This window comes from Streptomyces sp. NPDC005752 (genome assembly GCF_040630715.1).
Taxonomy (GTDB): domain Bacteria; phylum Actinomycetota; class Actinomycetes; order Streptomycetales; family Streptomycetaceae; genus Streptomyces.
The window spans coordinates 1-18,823 of sequence record NZ_JBEXYB010000006.1; the positions used below are offsets into that span (position 1 = coordinate 1).

Sequence of the window (18,823 nt, forward strand, 5' to 3'; positions counted from 1 at the left end):
GTGGGCGCGCCGCCTCTGTTTGCTCGATGGCTGTCACGCCGCCTCCCAGATTCGTGATCGAACACAGTCGTACCGTGCACGCTGCGCCGTCGGGGTGCGTGCGGGGCGCGCGCCGCACAATCCCCACCACGACCGCCCTTTTCGTCATTCGAACTGCCGTACTTCAGGACGGCGTTGTCCTGGAATGTCGACGGGTGTGTAACACGGGTCATCGGACCGTATGCCTGCGGGAATCTCCCCGGCATGACCCAGAACGCCTCCCCACTGCCCCCGCGCCCCGTCCACGAGGTGAGCCACCGCGTGCAGTCCAGCGCGCAGCTGCGCTCCCACGGTGTGACCGCCGCGCAGACCGCCGCGCAGTGCCTGCCCGGCGGTCCGTGGCAGCTGCTGCTACCCGGCGTGTACCTCCTGCACCCGGCTCCGCCCACGAACGACGACCGGGTGCGCGGCGCCCTGCTGTACGCCGGACGGCCCCCGGTCGGCGCCCGCCGGACCGTGCCGGCACGGTCCGGAGCGGCGTACGGCGAGGCCATGGTCACGGGCCTGGCCGCCCTGGCCCTGTACGGCTTCACCTCCGCGCCCCCGGTGATCGCGCTGCACCGGATCGACGTGCTGGTGCCGCGCACCAGGCGGCTGCGCTCGACGCGGTTCGTGCAGGTGACCCGGGCCGCCGTCCTGCCCAGGCCGCACCGCCGGCGCGGGGTTCCGCTCGCTCCGCTGGAGCGCGCCCTGGCGGACGCGGTCGCCTCGCTCACGGACGCCTCGACGGTGCGCCGGATCCTGACGGAGGCGGTCCGCGAGGGGTGGTGCGAGCCCGCCTCCGTCGTACGGGAGCTGAGCACGGCCAAGCTCCTGGGCCGCCCGCACGTGGTGGAGGCCGTCGACGCGCTGCTCGAGGAGGGCCGGGCGGTGGCCGAGGGCCGGCTGTACGAGATGGTGCGTTCCCATGCCCTGCCCCAGCCGTTGTGGAACGTGGAACTGGCGCTGCCCGGCGGCAGCTCCCTGGGAGGGGTGGACGCGTACTGGCCGGAGCCGGCGGTGGCGGTCGAACTGGGCACCCGCTCACCGCGGGAGGAGCACGTGGCCTTCGCCGCCGAGCGGGAGCACCTGGAGCGGCTCGGGGTCACGGTGGTGCGGGTGACGCCGAAGCAGCTGCGCGACTCGGCGGCACAGCTGTCGGTGGTGCTGCGTACGGCGATGATGGCGGCCGAGGACCGTGAACCGGCCGCGTACGTGGTGGCCCTGCCCCGGTAGGTGGCGTAATGGCACCGGTGGCGGATCTACGCCATGTCCCGTTCTCCTCCTCGCCAACTCTCCACAAACCCCTGTCGTTTACGAAAGGCTGAGCGGTCATCGGGTACCGAATTCCGGACTCTCTCTTTCTTTCACATACAGGGATGCTGATGACCAAGGAATCCCCCGGCTCCATACCCGGGGCGAGACGCGCGGTACGTATCGCGGCAGCAGCCGGTCTGGCGGCCGCACTGACCGCCACCGGTGCCGCCCCGGTCCTCGCGGCCGACGACCCGGCGACCTCCCCGGTGAAGCCCGCCGCCGCGAGCGCGAAGGGCGACAAGCTGGGCGGGGCCGACGCCGATGTGCTGGCGAAGGCCGAGGCCAAGGGCGAGAAGAACGTCACCATGATGGTCGCCACCACCCCCGGTGCGACCGAGAAGGTCGCCGAGCAGCTGGACTCCGTCAAGGGGTCCGTGGTGGGGCAGACGTACGACAAGCTCGGCTACGTCCGGGCAACCGTGCCGACCGCCACCGCCGAAGCCACCATCAAGGCGGCGCAGAAGCTCTCCTCCGTCCAGGGCATCGATCTCAAGCAGGAGATCAAGCTGGACGACCCGACGCCCGCGGGCGACCGGGCGGCCGGGGCGAAGCAGCCGAAGGCCACGGGAAGTTACCCGGCACCGGGTAAGAACACCCCGGCGAAGAACCCGTACAACCCGTCCTTCGAGACGGGCGCGGTCGACTTCGTCAAGCAGCACCCGAAGGCCGACGGCCGTGGGATCACCATCGGTGTCCTGGACTCCGGTGTCGACCTCGGCCATCCCGCGCTGCAGAAGACCACCACCGGCGAGCGCAAGATCGTCGACTGGGTGACGGCGACCGACCCCGTGAACGACGGTGACGGCACCTGGCTGCGGATGGACCGGTCCGTGTCCGGTCCGACGTTCACGAGCGGCGGCAGGACGTACTCCGCGCCGACGGGCTCGTACAGCTTCCAGGTGTTCAAGGAGGCCACCACCCGCGGTGGCGACATGGCGGGCGACCTCAACCGTGACGGTGACACCACCGACCAGTGGGGCGTGCTCCACGACCCGGTCGCCGGCACCGTGCGCGTCGACCTGGACAACGACGCGGACTTCGGCAACGACGCCGTGCTCAAGCCGTACAAGGACAAGCACCAGGTCGGCTACTTCGGCACCGACAACCCGGCGACCCAGATCGTCGAGCGCATCCCGTTCGTCGTCGAGACCCGCAAGGACGTCGTCTACGACGCCGCCGGGTCCGAGGCCGACTACGTGAACATCGGCGTCATCCAGAGCGAGCACGGCACCCACGTCGCGGGCATCACCGCGGCCAACGGCCTGTTCGGCGGCAAGATGAACGGCGCGGCGCCCGGCGCCAAGGTCGTCTCCTCGCGTGCCTGCACCTGGTCCGGCGGCTGCACCAACATCGCGCTGACCGAGGGCATGATCGACCTCGTCGTCAACCGCGGCGTCGACGTCGTCAACATGTCGATCGGCGGCCTGCCGCCGCTCAACGACGGCAACAACGCGCGCGCCGAGCTCTACAAGCGCCTCATCGACATCTACGGCGTCCAGCTGGTCATCTCGGCCGGCAACGAGGGCCCGGGTCTGAACACCATCGGGGACCCCGGCCTCGCCGACCACGTCATCTCGGTGGGCGCGTCGGTCTCCAAGGAGACCTGGGCCGCCAACTACGGCTCCAACGTCACCAAGAAGTACGACATGCTGCCCTTCTCGTCGCGCGGTCCGCGTGAGGACGGCGGCTTCACGCCGACCCTGACGGCACCGGGCGCGTCGATCAACACCACGCAGACCTGGTTCCCCGGCGGTCCGGTCAAGGAGGCGGGCTACTCGCTCCCGGCCGGCTACTCCATGCTGCAGGGCACCTCGATGTCCTCGCCGCAGGCCGCCGGCGCCACGGCGCTGCTGCTGTCCGCCGCGAAGCAGAAGCACATCGAGCTGCCCCCGGCCGACCTGCGGACCGCGCTGACCAGCACCGCGACCCACATCGACGGTGTGCCCGCGCACGCCCAGGGCTCCGGTCTGATCGACATCGTCGGCGCCTGGAAGCAGATCGAGAAGCAGGGCGCCCCGGCGCACGAGTACTCGGTCAAGGCCCCGGTCGACACCGCGATCGACTTCGCGCTGAAGGACCCGGGCTTCGGCACCGGGCTGTACGACCGTGAGGGCGGCCTGAAGGCCGGCCAGAAGAAGTCGTACGACGTCACCGTCACCCGCACCACGGGTCCGGACAAGGCCGTGAAGCACAAGCTGTCGTGGAAGAACAACGACGGCACCTTCTCCCTGACCGGTTCGAGCACCGTCTCGCTGCCGCTCGGCAAGCCGGTGACCGTCAAGGTGCAGGCCAAGCCGCGCACCGCCGGCGTCCACAGCGCGATCCTGCGGGTCGACGACTCGAAGACCAGCGGCGTGGACCAGCAGATCCTCTCCACAGTGGTCGTCGCCAAGGACCTGGTGAAGCCGGGTTACGCGTTCTCGACGACCGGCTCGGTGCAGCGCAACGGCACCACGTCGTACTTCGTGAACGTGCCGGAGGGCTCCAAGACCCTCGAGGTCGCGATGAGCGCCCTGCGCTCGGGCAGCCAGACGCGGTTCATCTCCCTGCACCCCTACGGGGTCGCGGTGGAGGACAGCTCCACGATCTACTGCTACCCGAACTACGAGAACCCGGCCAACACCTGCCGCCCGGACACGCGCTCCTACACGGACCCGCAGCCGGGCGTCTGGGAGATCGAGGTCGAGTCCCGCCGTACGTCGCCGCTGCTGGACAACCCGTACAAGCTGGACGTCTCGCTGCTCGGCGCCTCCTTCGACCCGGCGGTGCAGACCATCGGCGAGGCGAAGATCGGCACCCCGGCCGCGGTGGACTGGACGGTCACCAACGACGCGGGCGACCTGGAGGGCAAGCTCAAGGGCGGCTCGCTGGGCTCGGCCGACGTCGAGCGTCCGTCGATCTCCACGGGTGGCGAGTACACCAGGACGATCACCATCGGTGAGGGCGTCGAGAAGCTCGACGTCGCCATCGGCAACACGTCGGACGCCAACGCGGACATCGACCTGTACGTCTACAAGGGCGACACCGAGGTCGGCGCCTCCACGACGGCGGGCTCCGAGGAGTCCGTCAGCCTGGTGAAGCCGGCGGCCGGCACGTACACCGTCTTCATCGACGGTTACTCGGTCCCGGCCGGGACCACCGAGTACGACTACCGCGACGTCTACTACGCGTCGTCGCTCGGTGAGATCAAGGTCGACGAGTCGAAGGCCGTGAACCTGGCCAACGGCGCGTCCGCCAAGGTCGGCGCCGAGGTCGTGGTCGCCGGAGCGGCCCCCGAGGGCCGTCAGTTCTTCGGCGAGGTCCAGCTGGTGAACGCCCGCGGCACCGCGGCGGGCACCGGCAGCGTCGTGATCGAGAAGGTCACGCCGTAGCCGTCACGACGGTGTGATCCGTACGACACCGCATGACTGTGGGGCGGGTGCTCTCAAGGGCACCCGCCCCACAGCTCTGTGCGCGCCCGGTCCGCCAGGCGGACAATGGATTGGACAAGGGGGCCGTGGACATAAGCATCATGGACCGGCAACCCGTGCCCGTTCGCATCTGTGAGGGAGTTCCAGTGAAGGTCGGAATCGTCGGCGCCACCGGTCAGGTCGGCACAGTCATGCGCAGGATTCTGGCCGAGCGGAAGTTCCCCGTCGCCGAGCTGCGGCTCTTCGCCTCCGCGCGTTCCGCGGGCTCCACCCTCGCGTACGAGGGCACCGACATCACCGTGGAGGACGCCTCCACCGCGGACTACACCGGTCTGGACATCGTGCTGTTCTCCGCGGGCGGCGCCACGTCGAAGGCGCTGGCCGAGAAGGTCGCCTCCCAGGGCGCCGTGGTGATCGACAACTCCTCCGCATGGCGTAAGGACCCCGAGGTACCGCTGGTGGTCTCGGAGGTCAACGCGCACGCGATCGCGAACCGTCCCAAGGGCATCATCGCCAACCCGAACTGCACCACGATGGCCGCCATGCCCGTACTGCGCCCCCTGCACGACGAGGCGCGGCTCGCCGCGCTGACCGTCGCCACGTACCAGGCGGTGTCCGGCTCCGGGGTCGCCGGTGTCGCGGAGCTGCACGGCCAGGCGTCCAAGGTCGTCGCCGACGCGGACAAGCTGACGCACGACGGCGACGCGGTCGACTTCCCCGAGCCCGGCGTCTACGAGCGCCCGATCGCCTTCAACGTGCTGCCGCTCGCCGGTTCGATCGTCGACGACGGGTCCTTCGAGACGGACGAGGAGCAGAAGCTCCGCAACGAGTCCCGCAAGATCCTGGAGATCCCGGAGCTCAAGGTGTCCGGCACCTGTGTCCGGGTCCCGGTCTTCTCCGGCCACTCCCTCCAGATCAACGCCCGCTTCGCCCGCCCGATCAGCGTGGAGCGCGCCTACGAGCTGCTGAAGGACGCCGAGGGCGTCGAGCTCTCCGAGATCCCGACGCCGCTCCAGGCGGCCGGCAAGGACGCCTCGTACGTGGGCCGTATCCGCGTCGACGAGACCGTCGAGCACGGCCTGGCGCTGTTCGTCTCCAACGACAACCTGCGCAAGGGCGCCGCGCTGAACGCGGTCCAGATCGCGGAGCTGGTGGCGGCGGAGCTCAAGGGCTGACACTCCCTCCCAACCCGCGCGAAGGGGCGGCCACCGGATCTCGGTGGCCGCCCCTTCGCGCGGGCCGGTGTCAGAGTGCGAGGTGCCTGCGCAGGGCGGCCTCGATCTCCCCCATCCGCTGACGCGGGACGGTCCCGACGCGCTTCAGGAACCGCTCGTGCGCCATCGCGCGTACCTGCTCGCACTGCACTTTGCTGTCCTTGGGCAGGCCTGACTCGTCCGCCTGCAGCAGCACCTGGAAGGGGTAGACCCGAGAGGTGTTGGAGGTCAGCGGTACGACCGTGACCACACCATGCCCGGTCCGGTCCACCACCGCGTTGGCGCCGTCGTTCGAGACGATCACCGAGGGCCGCGCCTTGTTGGCCTCACTGCCTCGGACAGGTTCGTACTCGACCAGGTAGATGTCACCGCGCTTCATCGGTCAGCCCGTCCCCGGAGAACCGGTCCCAGAAAGCGGCGTCCTCACTCGCGTCCCACTCCGCGAAAGCGGCCTCGTAGTCGGCCTCCAGGTTGGAGGCGCGCAGAGCCTCGATGGCGGCGTGTATCACCGCCGACCGGGAGTCCGCCGCGGTCTTCGCGGCGTACTCGTCGACGAAGGCGACATCCTCCTGCGGCAAGCTCACACTGATCTTCATACCCTCCATCCTACCTGGGGTAGGAAGACGTGACTACCCGAGCACTACCTCCCGGCCCTGTTCGGTCGCACCTCGAAGAGGAAGCATCCGTACTCCACCGCCCGCACGTGCACCAGCGCCACCTCCGGGTCGGCGAAAGCCTCCGCGAAGGCCTCGTCGCAGCCCCGCTCCTCGTCGGCCGGGATCTCCAGCAGCCGGCCTCCTGCGATCTCACCGTCAGCGGTGTAGCGCCGGACCGTGCGCCAGGCGCCCGCGCGTGAGAAGGGATAGCCGGTCCGGCCGGGCGCGGGTCCCTCGCACTCGTCGGCGTGGATGAAGACCGGACCCTGTTCGTCGTAGGCGCCCGGGCGCGCCCCGGTTTCCGCAGCCCAGCGCCGCAGCGGCGCGTACGAGACGAGCGCGACACGCTCCCCCGCCCTGCCACCGCGCAGGCAGCAGCGCAGGGGATCGCCGGCCTCCGCAGCCGTGTGCGGGACGCAGGGACGTCCGGCGTCATCGGTCGTCCGGAGCTCTTTCAGGGCGCTGGGCGCGATGGGCCGTGCCTCGTATGCGGTCATGGTCCGAGGGTGGCTCACACACCTCCGCAGGTCCGGCGGAAAACGGACATCGCGCTGCCCCCTCCTACGTGGAAGGATGGCCAAAAACGTCGTATAGCAAGGAGATGACCGCGTGCCTGGCACGAATCTGACCCGCGAAGAGGCACAGGAGCGGGCGCGCCTGCTGACCGTGGACGCGTACGAGATCGATCTCGACCTCTCCGGCGCGCAGGAGGGTGGCACCTACCGGTCCGTCACCACCGTGCGTTTCGACTCCGCCGAGGCCGGTGCGGAGACCTTCATCGACCTGGTCGCGCCGGCGGTGCACGACATCGTGCTGAACGGCAAGGACCTGGACATCGCCGCCGTCTTCCGGGACTCCCGGATCGCGCTGAAGCACCTCCGGGCGGGTGCCAACGAGCTCAAGGTCGTCGCCGACTGCTCGTACACGAACACCGGTGAGGGCCTGCACCGCTTCGTCGACCCGGTCGACGAACAGGCCTACCTCTACACCCAGTTCGAGGTTCCGGACGCCCGCCGGGTGTTCGCCAGCTTCGAGCAGCCCGACCTGAAGGCGACCTTCCGGTTCACCGTGAAGGCACCGTCCGGCTGGACCGTGATCTCCAACTCGCCGACGCCCGAGCCCACGGACGACGTCTGGTCCTTCGAGCCGACGCCGCGCATCTCCACCTACATCACGGCCCTGATCGCCGGCCCGTACCACGCGGTGCACAGCAGCTACGAGAAGGACGGCCAGTCCGTTCCGCTCGGCATCTACTGCCGGCCGTCGCTCGCCGAGTACCTCGACGCGGACGACATCTTCGCGGTCACCCGGCAGGGCTTCGACTGGTTCCAGGAGAAGTTCGACTACGCGTACCCCTTCGCCAAGTACGACCAGCTCTTCGTCCCGGAGTTCAACGCCGGGGCGATGGAGAACGCCGGCGCGGTGACCCTCCGCGACCAGTACGTGTTCCGTTCGAAGGTCACGGACGCGGCATACGAGACGCGCGCCGCCACCATCCTCCACGAGCTGGCCCACATGTGGTTCGGCGACCTCGTCACCATGGAGTGGTGGAACGACCTCTGGCTGAACGAGTCGTTCGCCACCTACGCCGAGGCCGCGTGCCAGGCGGACGCCGAGGGCTCGAGGTGGCCGCACTCGTGGACCACCTTCGCCAACTCCATGAAGACGTGGGCGTACCGGCAGGACCAGCTGCCGTCGACGCACCCGATCATGGCGGACATCCGGGACCTCGACGACGTCCTGGTGAACTTCGACGGGATCACGTACGCGAAGGGCGCCTCCGTCCTGAAGCAGCTCGTGGCGTACGTCGGCGAGGACGCGTTCTTCAAGGGCGTGCAGGCGTACTTCAAGGCGCACGCCTTCGGGAACACGCGCCTCTCCGACCTGCTGGGCGCGCTGGAGAAGACCTCCGGGCGCGACTTGAAGACCTGGTCGAAGGCGTGGCTGGAGACGGCCGGCATCAACATCCTGCGTCCGGAGATCGAGACGGACGAGAACGGCCACGTCACCTCGTTCACCGTCCTCCAGGAGGCCCCGGCGCTCCCCGCCGGGGCGAAGGGCGAGCCGACGCTGCGCCCGCACCGCATCGCCATCGGCTGCTACGACCTCGACGAGGCCGGGAAGCTGGTCCGCACGGACCGGATCGAGCTGGACGTCGACGGCGAGCGCACCGTGGTGCCGTACCCCTCCGGCACGGCGCGCCCGGCGGTCGTCCTGCTCAACGACGACGACCTCTCGTACGCGAAGGTCCGCCTCGACGAGGAGTCCCTGCGGGTCGTCACCGCGCACCTGGGCGACTTCTCCGAGTCCCTGCCCCGCGCCCTGAGCTGGGCGTCGGCCTGGGACATGACGCGTGACGGCGAGCTCGCGACCCGCGACTACCTGAAGCTGGTCCTCTCCGGGATCGGCAAGGAGTCGGACATCGGCGTCGTGCAGTCGCTGCACCGCCAGGTGAAGCTGGCCCTCGACCTCTACGCCGCCCCGGAGTGGCGCGAGGCGGGTCTGAACCAGTGGACCGAGGCGACGCTGGCGCACCTGCGCGCGGCCGAGCCGGCCGGTGACCACCAGCTGGCCTGGGCCCGCGCCTTCGCCGCGACGGCGCGCAGCCCGCTGCACCTGGACGTCCTGCAGTCGCTGCTGGACGGCACCCAGGAGATCGAGGGCCTCGCCGTCGACACGGAGCTGCGCTGGGCGTTCGTGCACCGTCTGGCCGCGACGGGCCTCCTGGACGAGGAGGAGATCGCCGCCGAGTACGAGCGCGACAGGACGGCCGCGGGCGAGCGCCACGCGGCGTCCGCGCGCGCCGCGCAGCCGACCGAGGGGGCGAAGGCCGAGGCATGGGCCTCGGTCGTCGAGTCGGACAAGCTGCCGAACTCCCTCCAGGAGTCGGTCATCGGCGGTTTCGTGCAGACGGACCAGCGTGAGCTGCTGGCTCCGTACACGGAGAGGTTCTTCACGGCGGTCAAGGACGTCTGGGAGACCCGGAGCCACGAGATGGCCCAGCAGATCGCGGTCGGGCTGTACCCGGCCCTCCAGGTCTCGCAGGAGACCCTGGACGCCACGGACGCCTGGCTGGACTCGGTGCAGCCGAGCGCGGCCCTGCGCCGGCTGGTGTCGGAGTCCCGCTCGGGCGTGGAGCGTGCGCTGAAGGCGCAGGCGGCCGACGCGGCGGCGGCCACCGCGTAGCGAAACCCGCACGACGAGGGGGCGTCTCCGTCAGGGGGCGCCCCCTTCGCGATGCGGGTCGATCTCTCTGCCGGCCTGTGATGACCGCCCGGCGGACGGGCGCAGAATGCGCAGCCGTCCGCCGGGCGGGAGTTGTGGAGAGTCCGGGGCGTCAGCCGCCGGCCTGCTCGTAGCGGCGGGCCAGCTCCGCCGCACCCGTCTCCGTCAGGGAGCCGTGCAGGCGCATCCGGGCCACGCCTCCGTCGGGATAGGCGTCCAGGCGTACGTGGGTGACCACGGCCTCGGTGTCCAGGACGAAGCGGTGCAGTGTGTCGGGCTGGAGCCGGGTGCGGGGCAGGATCTCGAACCATTCGCCCGTGTCACCGTCGCGGCCGTGGAGGCCGGTCCAGCCGGCCGCGTTGCCCTTGAGGCAGGCGGTGTCGATCTCGACCGCGCGCACCGCTCCCTGGGCGGGCAGGCGGAAGCGGACCCAGTCGTTCGTGTCGCGGACCCGGCGGCGGCGGTTCTCCCAGCCGTCGTCCATCTTGCGGGATGTGCCGGGCAGGATGATCTGGGCCGGCGAGGAGTAGAAGCGGTCCGAGGCGTCCTCGTACATGCCGCCGTTGAGGATCGAGATCAGGTCGATCGTGCCCAGCGCCGCCAGCCAGGCCGGGTCGGGGACGACGTCACCGTGGACGCGGAGGCGGGCGATCCCGCCGTCGGGGTGCTGGCAGATCCGCAGGTGCGTGTAGCGGCGGCCCCCGCTGACCTCGAAGCCGTTGGCGGCGTGGCCGCGCACGGGTGTCGGCGGGACGAGCTCCTCCCACTTCACGTCGTCGGCGAGGAGCTCCTGCGGTCCGGGGGCGCCTTCCACAGCTGTCGCCTGGACGGAGACGCGCTGCGGGTAGTTGCCGCGGAAGTGGGCGGTGTCGACGACGATGCCGCGGATGATCCCGGGCGTGCCCAGCCGGACGATCGCCCAGTCGTGGTCCTCGGGGGCCGGGAAGGGGTGCTCCGCGTCCGCGCCCCGGCGGCGGCGGGTCTCCCAGCCGTCCATGATCTTCCCTTTGTGGCCGAAGCGCTCGGGGTCGAAGACGGCTGGTTCGCGGATCAGAAGGTTCTCGCGCTCGGCGAAGAACTCGTCGTTCGCCGCGATCACGCCCGCCCCGAGGCGTCGGTCCGCGAGGTCGACCAGCTCGGTGAAGGGGAAGTCGCACGAGAGGTGGTCGGCGTAGGGGTCACCGCCGCCGTAGGGGGCCGCGTCGTTGGCGTGAGGGTCGCTGGAAGGGTGCTCCGTCTGGATCTCGTCGGTGGGCATGGACCCACTGTGCTGCCGCACCATTGATCAGGTCCATCGAAAGTTTTCGTACGGTTCTTTCAGTTCTGCTTAACGATATGACGGTCGGAAGCGGCCGCCACCTCCTGGAGCGCGCTCAGCACCCGGGCGACCGCCGGGCCGCGATCGGCGCCCTGCCGTACGGCCGCCACCACATGGCGGTACGGCCGGTCCGCCCGGAGGACCCGCATCACCACGCCGTCGCGCGGCCGGTCGGAGGCCGACACCATCCGGGGGACGAGAGCGACACCCATGCCCGCCCGCACCATGGCGAGGATCGCGGTCCATCCCGCGGCGCTGTGCGCCTGCTCGGGCACGAAACCCGCGGCCTCGCAGGCGGCCGTGGTGATCTCCGACCACGGGCCGGACCCGCCGAAGATCCAGGCCTCCCCGGCGAGGTCGGCCAGCCGGAGGGCGGGCGCACCGGCGAGGTGGTGGCCGACGGGCAGGGCGACGTCCAGCGGGTCCGCCAGGAGCGGCAGGAGGGCGAAGCGGGGGTCGCGGGCCGTCGGGGCGTGTGCCGCCAGGGAGAGCGCCAGGTCCACCTCGCCGGCCGAGAGGAGGTCGTACGCCTGGGCCGCCTCCGCCTCCCGTACGCGCACCTGGGGCCCCGGCCGGTCCGCGTCCGCCAGCAGGCGCACGGCCGGTACGACGAGAGCGGGCACGGCGGTCGAGAAGGCCCCTACGCGCACCTGGCCGGCCTCGCCCCGCAGATAGCCGGTCAGTTCCGCGTCGGCCCGCTCCAACTGGGCGAAGACGGCCTCGGCGTGGCGGAGCACGAGATGCGCGGCGTCGGTGAGACGGACCCGTCGGCCCTGTGCCTCCAGCAGCGGCACACCGAGTTGCCCGGCGAGGTTGGTGAGCTGCTGCGAGACCGCCGACGGAGTCATGAGGAGCGCCTCGGCGGTGGCGGTGACCGTGCCCCGGTCACGCAGGGTGCGCAGGATGCGGAGCTTCTTGACGTCCCACTCGGTCATGGCCGAAACCTACCCGGCGCCCGGACATGCCGGTGCGCCGCGCGGTACGTCGTACCGGCGGCGCACTCGGGAGAGCTCTCTAGGCCTGCTTCTCGGACTTGTCGAGGACCATGACGAGGCCCGCGATCACGAGGAACAGGACGATCGGTGCCGCGACGTAGAGGCCGAGGGTCTCCAGCACGTTCAGACCCGGGCCCGGGTCGTCACCGTCGTCGCGGGTCAGCGCGAGGGCCGGGGACGACATGAGCAGCATCATCAGCGTCGTACCGGCCGCGACGGCGCCGGCGCGCATAGCGTTCTTCTTGTCCACGGTGCAAACGTAGCGAACGCCTACGAGGGGCGCGCGCCCGGGGGTGCCGTACGGGACTCCCGGCCGTCGGTCAGGACGGCCAACAGCCGGTGCAGCCGCGGAGACGCGGTGATCTCCTCCAGCGTGACGGGGTGGCCCTCCGCATCGGCGATGGGCAGGCGCCAGTTGGGGTACTGGTCCCAGGTGCCGGGGATGTTCTGCGGGCGGCGGTCGCCCACGGTGTCCGGGAGCCAGATCCCCGCCATCCGCGCCGGGGTACGCCGCAGGAAGCGGTGGACGGCACGGACCGCCCCCTCCTCGTCCCCCTCCCCCTCGGGCAGCAGCCGGAGCCGGGCCAGGCAGGCCAGCCACTCGGCGGTGTCCGCGGCGTCCTCGGCCAGTTCCTGCTCCAGGCTCCGGGTGAGCAGCCCGAGCCGGTGGCGGAGCGTCACATGCTCGCCCGTCAGCCGGGCGGCGGTGGACGGGAGGTCGTGGGTGGTCGCCGTGGCCACGCAGCCCTCGCGCCACTTCTCGGGTGCGAGCGGGCGCCCGGTGCCGCCCCAGTCACGCTCGAACCAGAGCACGGAGGTGCCGAGCACCCCGCGCCGGGCGAGCGCCTCGCGTACGCCGGGCTCGACGGTGCCCAGGTCCTCGCCCACGACGACGGCACCGGCCCGGTGCGCCTCCAGGACGAGAACGGCGAGCATCGCCTCGGCGTCCTGGGCGACGTACGTGCCCTCGGTGGGCGGGCGCCCCTCGGGTACCCACCAGAGCCGGAAGAGACCCATGACGTGGTCGATGCGCAGGGCTCCCGCGTGGGCGAGGAGACCGCGCAGGAGTTGACGGAAGGGGGCGTAGCCGGACGCCGCGAGGGCGTCGGGGCGCCAGGGGGGCAGTCCCCAGTCCTGGCCGTGGGCGTTGAAGGCGTCGGGGGGCGCGCCGACGGACATCCCGTGCGCGAAGGCTTCCTGCTGCGCCCAGGTGTCGGCGCCGTCGGGGTGGACACCGACCGCGAGGTCGTGGACGATCCCGACGGCCATGCCGGACTCCCGCGCGGCGCTCTGCGCGGTGGCGAGCTGGGTGTCCGTGAGCCAGACGAGCCGGCAGTGGAAGTCGACCCGGTCCAGCAGTTCGGTGCGGGCGCGGGCACTCTGTGCGGAGCGGGGGTCGCGCAGCCCTTCGGGCCAGGCCCGCCAGTCGGGGCCGTGCACCTCGGCCAGGGCGCACCACAGGGCGTGATCCTCCAGCGCCTGGCCCTGCTCGGCGAGGAAGTCGCAGTAGGCGGCACGGCGTCCAGGGGTCAGGGGGACCTCGTGGACGATCTCCAGGGCCTGCTTCTTGAGCTCCCGGACGGCGTCCCGGTCGATCAGCGCACCCTTGTCGAGCACGGCCTCGCGCAGCGCCGCGGCTTCCTGGCGCAGGTCGTCCAGCGCCGCCCTGCCGGGCTCGCCGACATGGCCGTACTCCGGGACCGACTCGATGTGCAGATGGACGGGATCGGGGAAGCGGCGCGAGGAGGGGCGGTACGGCGACGGGTCCGTCGGCCTGCCCGGTACGGCTGCGTGCAGCGGGTTGACCTGCACGAACCCGCTCCCGTGGGTCCGCCCCGCCCAGGCGGCCAGGTCGGCCAGGTCGGCCAGGTCGCCCATGCCCCAGGAGCGGGCGGACAGCATCGAGTAGAGCTGTACGAGGAAACCGTGCGTGCGGGCGGGCGGCTGGGGTACTCGCTCCGGAGCGACGACGAGAGTGGCGGTGACGGAGCCGTGGTCAGGAGTGCGGACGGTCAGCCGGTGGACGCCCAGGGGCGGCTCGGTCCACCAGGAGGGCGTCCCCCGCATGTCCGCGGTCGGCGCGGGGGCCGGGAGTACCCGCATGCGCAGGCGCGGGCCGGTGGTCCCCGCATCGGGGTCGACCGTGAGGACCGCGCCGGGCGGCAGTGCGGTGAGCGCTGCCGGCAGCGGCTCCCCGGACCAGGCCACCACGGTCGGCGGAAGCAGTCGGGAGGCCGCTGCGGATTCGGCTGCGGCGAGTGATCTCCGCACATCCGCGGGAGTGGTGGCGTCGACGCCGAGCGCGGCGAGCACGGCCGTGACCGTGTCGTCGGGGACGGACACCGTGACATCCGCGGACGGGGAGAAGGAGGTGGCGACGCCGTGCAGCGCGGCGAGCCGGGACAAGCCCATTCAGACTCCTGGGGACTCCATGCCCCCTGCGGTGCCGGGCGCTGTCGGCTCGCTGGTCAGAGGGGCGACGGCGGCGAGCGGAGGCTCGCTCGTGAGGGGTGTGGCGTCGGCGAGCGGGGGCTCACTGGTGAGCGGGGGCTCGCTGATGAGCGGGGCACTGTCGGTGAACGTGGATTCACCGATCAGGTGGGAGACGTCGGCGAGCGGCAGCTCACTGATCATCGGAGGGGCGGTGAAGTGCGGGGAAGCCTTGCCTGCCAGCGGGTCATGACCCGTGGGGCTCGGTACCTGTTTGGAGAGGGCGGAGAGCAGAAGCTGCGCGGAAGCGGGCACGTTGGCCTCCTGGCCGTGGACAACAGGACACAGCAGACCTACCCAGCGGACGCGAGTGCAGGCGTGGACGTGACACAGGCGTTATGACAACGAGCCCAACGTGCCGTGGGTCACACCTTGTTCCCACGGGCGCCGGGTATGAGTGATTTTCGGCCACTTGGCGACTCTTCCCTGGACTCCCACGCGCCACACCGTGCAACACACCGGGCATTTCAACCAAAGCGGTCACGCGCATTGACACCCTCGCGCGCCGGTGATGGGCTCGGACGTCGTTGCCGGGGCGCGGCTGAGGGCGAAGGGGTACGGCATGAGGCTCGGGCGCAGGAGGCATGCGACGGCCGTGGCCGTCGCCGTGATCGGCGGGCTGCTCGGCCCGGTCGCACCGGCAGCCGTCGCGGCCCCCGCCGCCCCGGTCGGGCCTGCCGCGACCACCGCGGACCGCACCGGTGAAAGCCGGCTGCCCTCCGTCTGGCCCCGGCCGCAGTCGATCGAGGCATCCGGGGAGGCCGTCCCGCTGGGCACCGAGGTCACCCTCCTCGCCGACCCGCAGGCCGATCCGTACGCCGTGGAGGCGCTCAGGGCCCTCCTGCGCGAGGCCGGCGTACGCACGGTGCACGACGCCCTGCCCGGCAAGGGACCGGTGATCCGGCTCGGCGGCACGGACGCGGGCCGGGCCCTGCGCGCCCTGCGCGCACCCGACCGCGCGGACCTGCCGTCCGGGGGCTACCGCCTCGCCGCGGGAAGGGTCGAGGACCGGCCCACGGTCGCGATGGACGGCGTCGGCGAGGACGGGCTGTTCCACGGCGTCCAGACCCTGCGCCGGCTGGTGGAGGACGGCACCGTTGCGGGAGCCGTGGTCCGCGACTGGCCGGGTACCGCCGTGCGGGGGATGACCGAGGGCTTCTACGGGCAGCCGTGGACCCAGGACGAGCGGCTCGCCCAGCTGGACTTCATGGGCCGCACGAAGCAGAACCGCTACCTCTACGCGGCGGGCGACGACCCCTACCGGCAGTCCCGCTGGCGTGAGCCGTACCCCGCGGACGAGCGCGCCGCCTTCCGTGCGCTGGCCCGGAAGGCGCGGGCCGAACACGTGACGCTCGGCTGGGCCGTCTCGCCGGGCCAGGCGATGTGCATGGCGTCGGACGCGGACGTACGGGCGCTCACCCGGAAGATCGACGCGATGTGGGCGCTGGGGGTACGGGCTTTCCAGCTGCAGTTCCAGAACGTCAGCTACAGCGAATGGCACTGTGACCAGGACGCGGAGACGTTCGGCAGCGGGCCGGAGGCGGCGGCCAGGGCGCAGGCCCGGGTCGCCAGCGCGGCCGCCCGTCACCTCGCGGACCGGCACCCCGGCGCGGAGCCGCTGTCGGTGATGCCGACCGAGTTCTACCAGGACGGCGCCACCGACTACCGCACGGCACTCGCCGCCGAGCTGGACGAGCGGGTCCAGGTGGCCTGGACCGGCGTCGGGGTCGTACCGAAGACGATCACCGGACGTGAACTCGCGGGTGCGCGGGCCGCCTTCCGCCGGCCTCTGGTCACCATGGACAACTACCCGGTCAACGACTACGCGCAGGACCGGATCTTCCTGGGCCCGTACACCGGCCGGGACCCGGCGGTGGCCGGCGGGTCCGCGGCACTGCTCGCCAACGCCATGGAGCAGCCGTCGGCGTCCCGGATCCCCCTGTTCACGGCCGCCGACTTCGCCTGGAACCCGAAGGGCTACCAGGCGCAGGAGTCCTGGCAGGCGGCCATCGACGACCTGGCGGGCGACGACGCCACCGCCCGGGCCGCCCTGGGGGCCCTGGCCGGCAACAGCGCCACCTCGCTGCTGGGCGGCGACGAGTCCGCCTACCTCCGGCCGCTGCTGGCCGAGTTCTGGGCGTCTCGTCCGGCCGCGCACCCGGCGGACGCGGAGGCCGGCGACGAGGCGGCGCGTGAGCTGCGGGCCGCCTTCGGCGTGATGCGGCAGGCCCCGGAGGGACTGAAGGCGATCGCGAGCGGCCGGCTCCAGGACGAGGTGCGGCCGTGGAGCGAGCAGCTCGCCCTGTACGGCAGGGCGGGCGAGCTCGCCGTCGACCTGCTGCGGGCACAGGAACGTGGCGACGGGGCGGCCGCGTGGCGGACCCAGCTGGAGCTTGAACCGCTGCGCAAGAGGATCGGGGCGGGCACGGCGACGGTCGGCAAGGGAGTCCTGGACCCGTTCCTGGACCGGGTGCTCGATGAGGCCGGTGCCTGGAACGGCACCGACCGCGAGACGGGAACGGTGAGCAGGGACGCCCACGGCTACACGGTGCGGCTCGGCCGCGCCCGTCCGCTGGAGGCCGTCACCACGCTGACCCGGCCGGGCGGCGGGGCGGCGGACGGCGTCCTGGAGGCCCACGTACCGGGTGAGGGCTGGCGCCGCCTGGGGTCCCTGTCGGCGGCGGGCTGGACGCAGACGGCGGTGAAGGGGCTGCGGGCGGACGCACTGCGGGTCACCGTGCCGTCCGCGCGTTCGGTCCTCGTCGGTCCCCCGGCCCCGGGGATCACGCGCGCCGCCCCGGCCTCGGGCGCCCCCGAGGTACGGGGGCTCGTCCCCTGGTTCGCTGACGAGCCGGTGGCCCGGCTCGCCCTCGTCCGGGACAGGACGGACGCCGTGATCGGCGGCGGTACGCAGCGGGTGGAGGCGCGGCTGGCCGGCGGGCGGCCGGGCAAGGTGAAGGGCGCGGTCACCGCGAAGGCGCCCAAGGGCATCGTGGTGAAGGTGCCGGAGCGGACGACGGTGACCCGCGGCTCCCGCACCGAGGTACCCGTGGACGTCACCGTGGCGGACGGCACCCCGGCCGGCGAGTACGAGGTGCCGCTGCGCTTCGAGGGCGAGGAGAGCACACTGACCGTTCGGGCCTTCCCGCGCACGGCGGGCCCCGATCTGGTGCGTACGGCCACCGCCTCCTCGTCCGGCGACGAGACCCCCGACTTCCCGGCCGCGGCGGCCTCGGACGGCGACCCGGAGACGCGCTGGTCCTCACCCGTCGAGGACGGCGCCTGGTGGCAGGCCGAGCTGCCCGAACCGGTCCGGCTCGGCCAGGTCGTGCTGCGGTGGCAGGACGCCTACGCCTCCCGCTACCGCGTGCAGGTCTCCCCGGACGGCCGCACCTGGCGTACGGCGGCGACCGTGCGGGAGGGCGGCGGCGGACGCGAGTCGGTCCGGATGGACGCGAGGGACACCCGCTTCGTCAGGATCCAGGGCGACGGCCGGGCCACGCAGTACGGCTACTCGCTCTGGTCGGTCGAGGCCTACGCCGTGGCCGGAGAGGACAAGGACGCTCCCTGAGACGCCGGGGGCCCGGTCCCTCAGGCGGGAACGCCGTCGATCCGGGCCATCACGTCGTCCGCGCCGAACGGCTGCAGGTAGGGCAGCCAGCGCGGATCCCGGTGGCCCGTCCCGATGATCCGCCAGGCGAGTCCGCTGGGAGGCGCCGGCGGGTGGCGCAGCCGCCAGCCCAGTTCGGGCAGGTGGCGGTCCGCCTTGACGTGGTTGCAGCGCCGGCACGCCGCCACCACGTTGTCCCAGGCGTGCTGCCCGCCGCGGCTGCGCGGGATGACGTGGTCGACGCTGGTGGCGGCGGCCCCGCAGTACATGCAGCGGCCGCCGTCCCTCGCGAAGAGGGCACGGCGGGTGAGGGGGACGGGCCCCCGGTAGGGGACCCTCACGAACCGCTTGAGGCGGACGACGCTGGGCGCGGGCACGGCGCGGGTGGCACTGTGCATGAAGGCGCCGGACTCCTCGAGGCAGATGGCCTTGTTCTCGAGGACGAGGACGAGCGCGCGGCGGAGAGGTACGACGCCGAGCGGCTCGTACGAAGCGTTGAGAACCAGGACGTGCGGCACGTGGATGCCTCCTTGTACGCCGGCGACGCGTGGCTCGCGCCGGGACGATCCG

At 71.9% G+C, this 18,823-nt stretch carries 14 protein-coding genes; 5 read left to right on the forward strand and 9 right to left on the reverse strand.

Translation table 11 applies throughout. The annotated features are described in order from the left end of the window. The first annotated feature begins 243 nt into the window (after nucleotides 1-243). The 3 genes from ABZ441_RS06980 to ABZ441_RS06990 all read left to right on the forward strand — a co-directional run bounded on the left by ABZ441_RS06980 (nucleotide 244) and on the right by ABZ441_RS06990 (nucleotide 5,920). The gene (locus tag ABZ441_RS06980; protein WP_358969249.1) at nucleotides 244-1,254 is read left to right on the forward strand and encodes a hypothetical protein; all 1,011 of its coding nucleotides are present in this window, start codon (nucleotides 244-246) and stop codon (nucleotides 1,252-1,254) included. A gap of 143 nt (nucleotides 1,255-1,397) precedes the next feature. After that, nucleotides 1,398-4,706 carry a S8 family serine peptidase gene (locus ABZ441_RS06985; RefSeq protein WP_358969251.1) on the forward strand — a complete coding sequence of 1,103 codons (3,309 nt, stop codon included), beginning with the start codon at nucleotides 1,398-1,400 and terminating at the stop codon, nucleotides 4,704-4,706. Between the two features lie 185 nt (nucleotides 4,707-4,891). Then, entirely contained in the window at nucleotides 4,892-5,920 is a 1,029-nt protein-coding gene (locus ABZ441_RS06990; RefSeq protein WP_358969253.1) for an aspartate-semialdehyde dehydrogenase, read from the forward strand. 70 nt (nucleotides 5,921-5,990) lie between these two features. Here ABZ441_RS06990 and ABZ441_RS06995 read toward each other — a convergent pair whose 3' ends face one another. The 3 genes from ABZ441_RS06995 to ABZ441_RS07005 are packed head-to-tail and all read right to left on the reverse strand — an operon-like array spanning nucleotide 5,991 to nucleotide 7,112. After that, on the reverse strand, nucleotides 5,991-6,338 hold the full coding sequence (locus ABZ441_RS06995) for a type II toxin-antitoxin system PemK/MazF family toxin (protein WP_358969255.1): 348 nt from the start codon (nucleotides 6,336-6,338) through the stop codon (nucleotides 5,991-5,993). Next, nucleotides 6,325-6,555, reverse strand: coding sequence for a ribbon-helix-helix domain-containing protein (locus ABZ441_RS07000; protein ID WP_358969257.1), 231 nt, complete (start codon nucleotides 6,553-6,555; stop codon nucleotides 6,325-6,327). The genes ABZ441_RS06995 and ABZ441_RS07000 overlap by 14 nt, the downstream gene beginning before the upstream one ends. A gap of 44 nt (nucleotides 6,556-6,599) precedes the next feature. Continuing rightward, on the reverse strand, nucleotides 6,600-7,112 hold the full coding sequence (locus ABZ441_RS07005; protein ID WP_358969259.1) for a DUF1203 domain-containing protein: 513 nt from the start codon (nucleotides 7,110-7,112) through the stop codon (nucleotides 6,600-6,602). Between the two features lie 112 nt (nucleotides 7,113-7,224). Between ABZ441_RS07005 and pepN the strand changes: the two genes are divergently transcribed. Continuing rightward, complete coding sequence (gene pepN / locus ABZ441_RS07010; protein ID WP_358969261.1) at nucleotides 7,225-9,801, forward strand: aminopeptidase N; 2,577 nt, start codon at nucleotides 7,225-7,227, stop codon at nucleotides 9,799-9,801. 151 nt (nucleotides 9,802-9,952) lie between these two features. Here pepN and alc read toward each other — a convergent pair whose 3' ends face one another. The 5 genes from alc to ABZ441_RS07035 all read right to left on the reverse strand — a co-directional run bounded on the left by alc (nucleotide 9,953) and on the right by ABZ441_RS07035 (nucleotide 14,898). Next, entirely contained in the window at nucleotides 9,953-11,098 is a 1,146-nt protein-coding gene (gene alc, locus ABZ441_RS07015; RefSeq protein WP_358969263.1) for an allantoicase, read from the reverse strand. A 59-nt stretch (nucleotides 11,099-11,157) separates the two neighbouring features. After that, nucleotides 11,158-12,093 (reverse strand): LysR substrate-binding domain-containing protein, encoded by a 936-nt coding sequence (locus ABZ441_RS07020; protein ID WP_358969265.1) that lies wholly within the window; start codon nucleotides 12,091-12,093, stop codon nucleotides 11,158-11,160. Between the two features lie 79 nt (nucleotides 12,094-12,172). After that, nucleotides 12,173-12,385, reverse strand: a complete 213-nt coding sequence (locus ABZ441_RS07025) for a hypothetical protein (RefSeq protein ID WP_205020466.1) — start codon at nucleotides 12,383-12,385, stop codon at nucleotides 12,173-12,175. 38 nt (nucleotides 12,386-12,423) lie between these two features. Next, a complete protein-coding gene (gene malQ / locus ABZ441_RS07030) occupies nucleotides 12,424-14,565 on the reverse strand; it encodes a 4-alpha-glucanotransferase (protein WP_358969267.1) in 2,142 nt (713 codons plus the stop codon). After that, complete coding sequence (locus ABZ441_RS07035; RefSeq protein ID WP_358969269.1) at nucleotides 14,566-14,898, reverse strand: hypothetical protein; 333 nt, start codon at nucleotides 14,896-14,898, stop codon at nucleotides 14,566-14,568. Nucleotides 14,899-15,205: 307 nt separating this feature from the next. Between ABZ441_RS07035 and ABZ441_RS07040 the strand changes: the two genes are divergently transcribed. Beyond that, complete coding sequence (locus ABZ441_RS07040) at nucleotides 15,206-18,214, forward strand: beta-N-acetylglucosaminidase domain-containing protein (protein ID WP_358969271.1); 3,009 nt, start codon at nucleotides 15,206-15,208, stop codon at nucleotides 18,212-18,214. Between the two features lie 20 nt (nucleotides 18,215-18,234). On the opposite strand, the gene ABZ441_RS07045 is transcribed toward ABZ441_RS07040, so the two are convergent. Next, nucleotides 18,235-18,771: an HNH endonuclease gene (locus ABZ441_RS07045; protein WP_205020465.1), complete on the reverse strand. Its 537-nt coding sequence runs from the start codon at nucleotides 18,769-18,771 to the stop codon at nucleotides 18,235-18,237. Nucleotides 18,772-18,823: the final 52 nt, after the last annotated feature.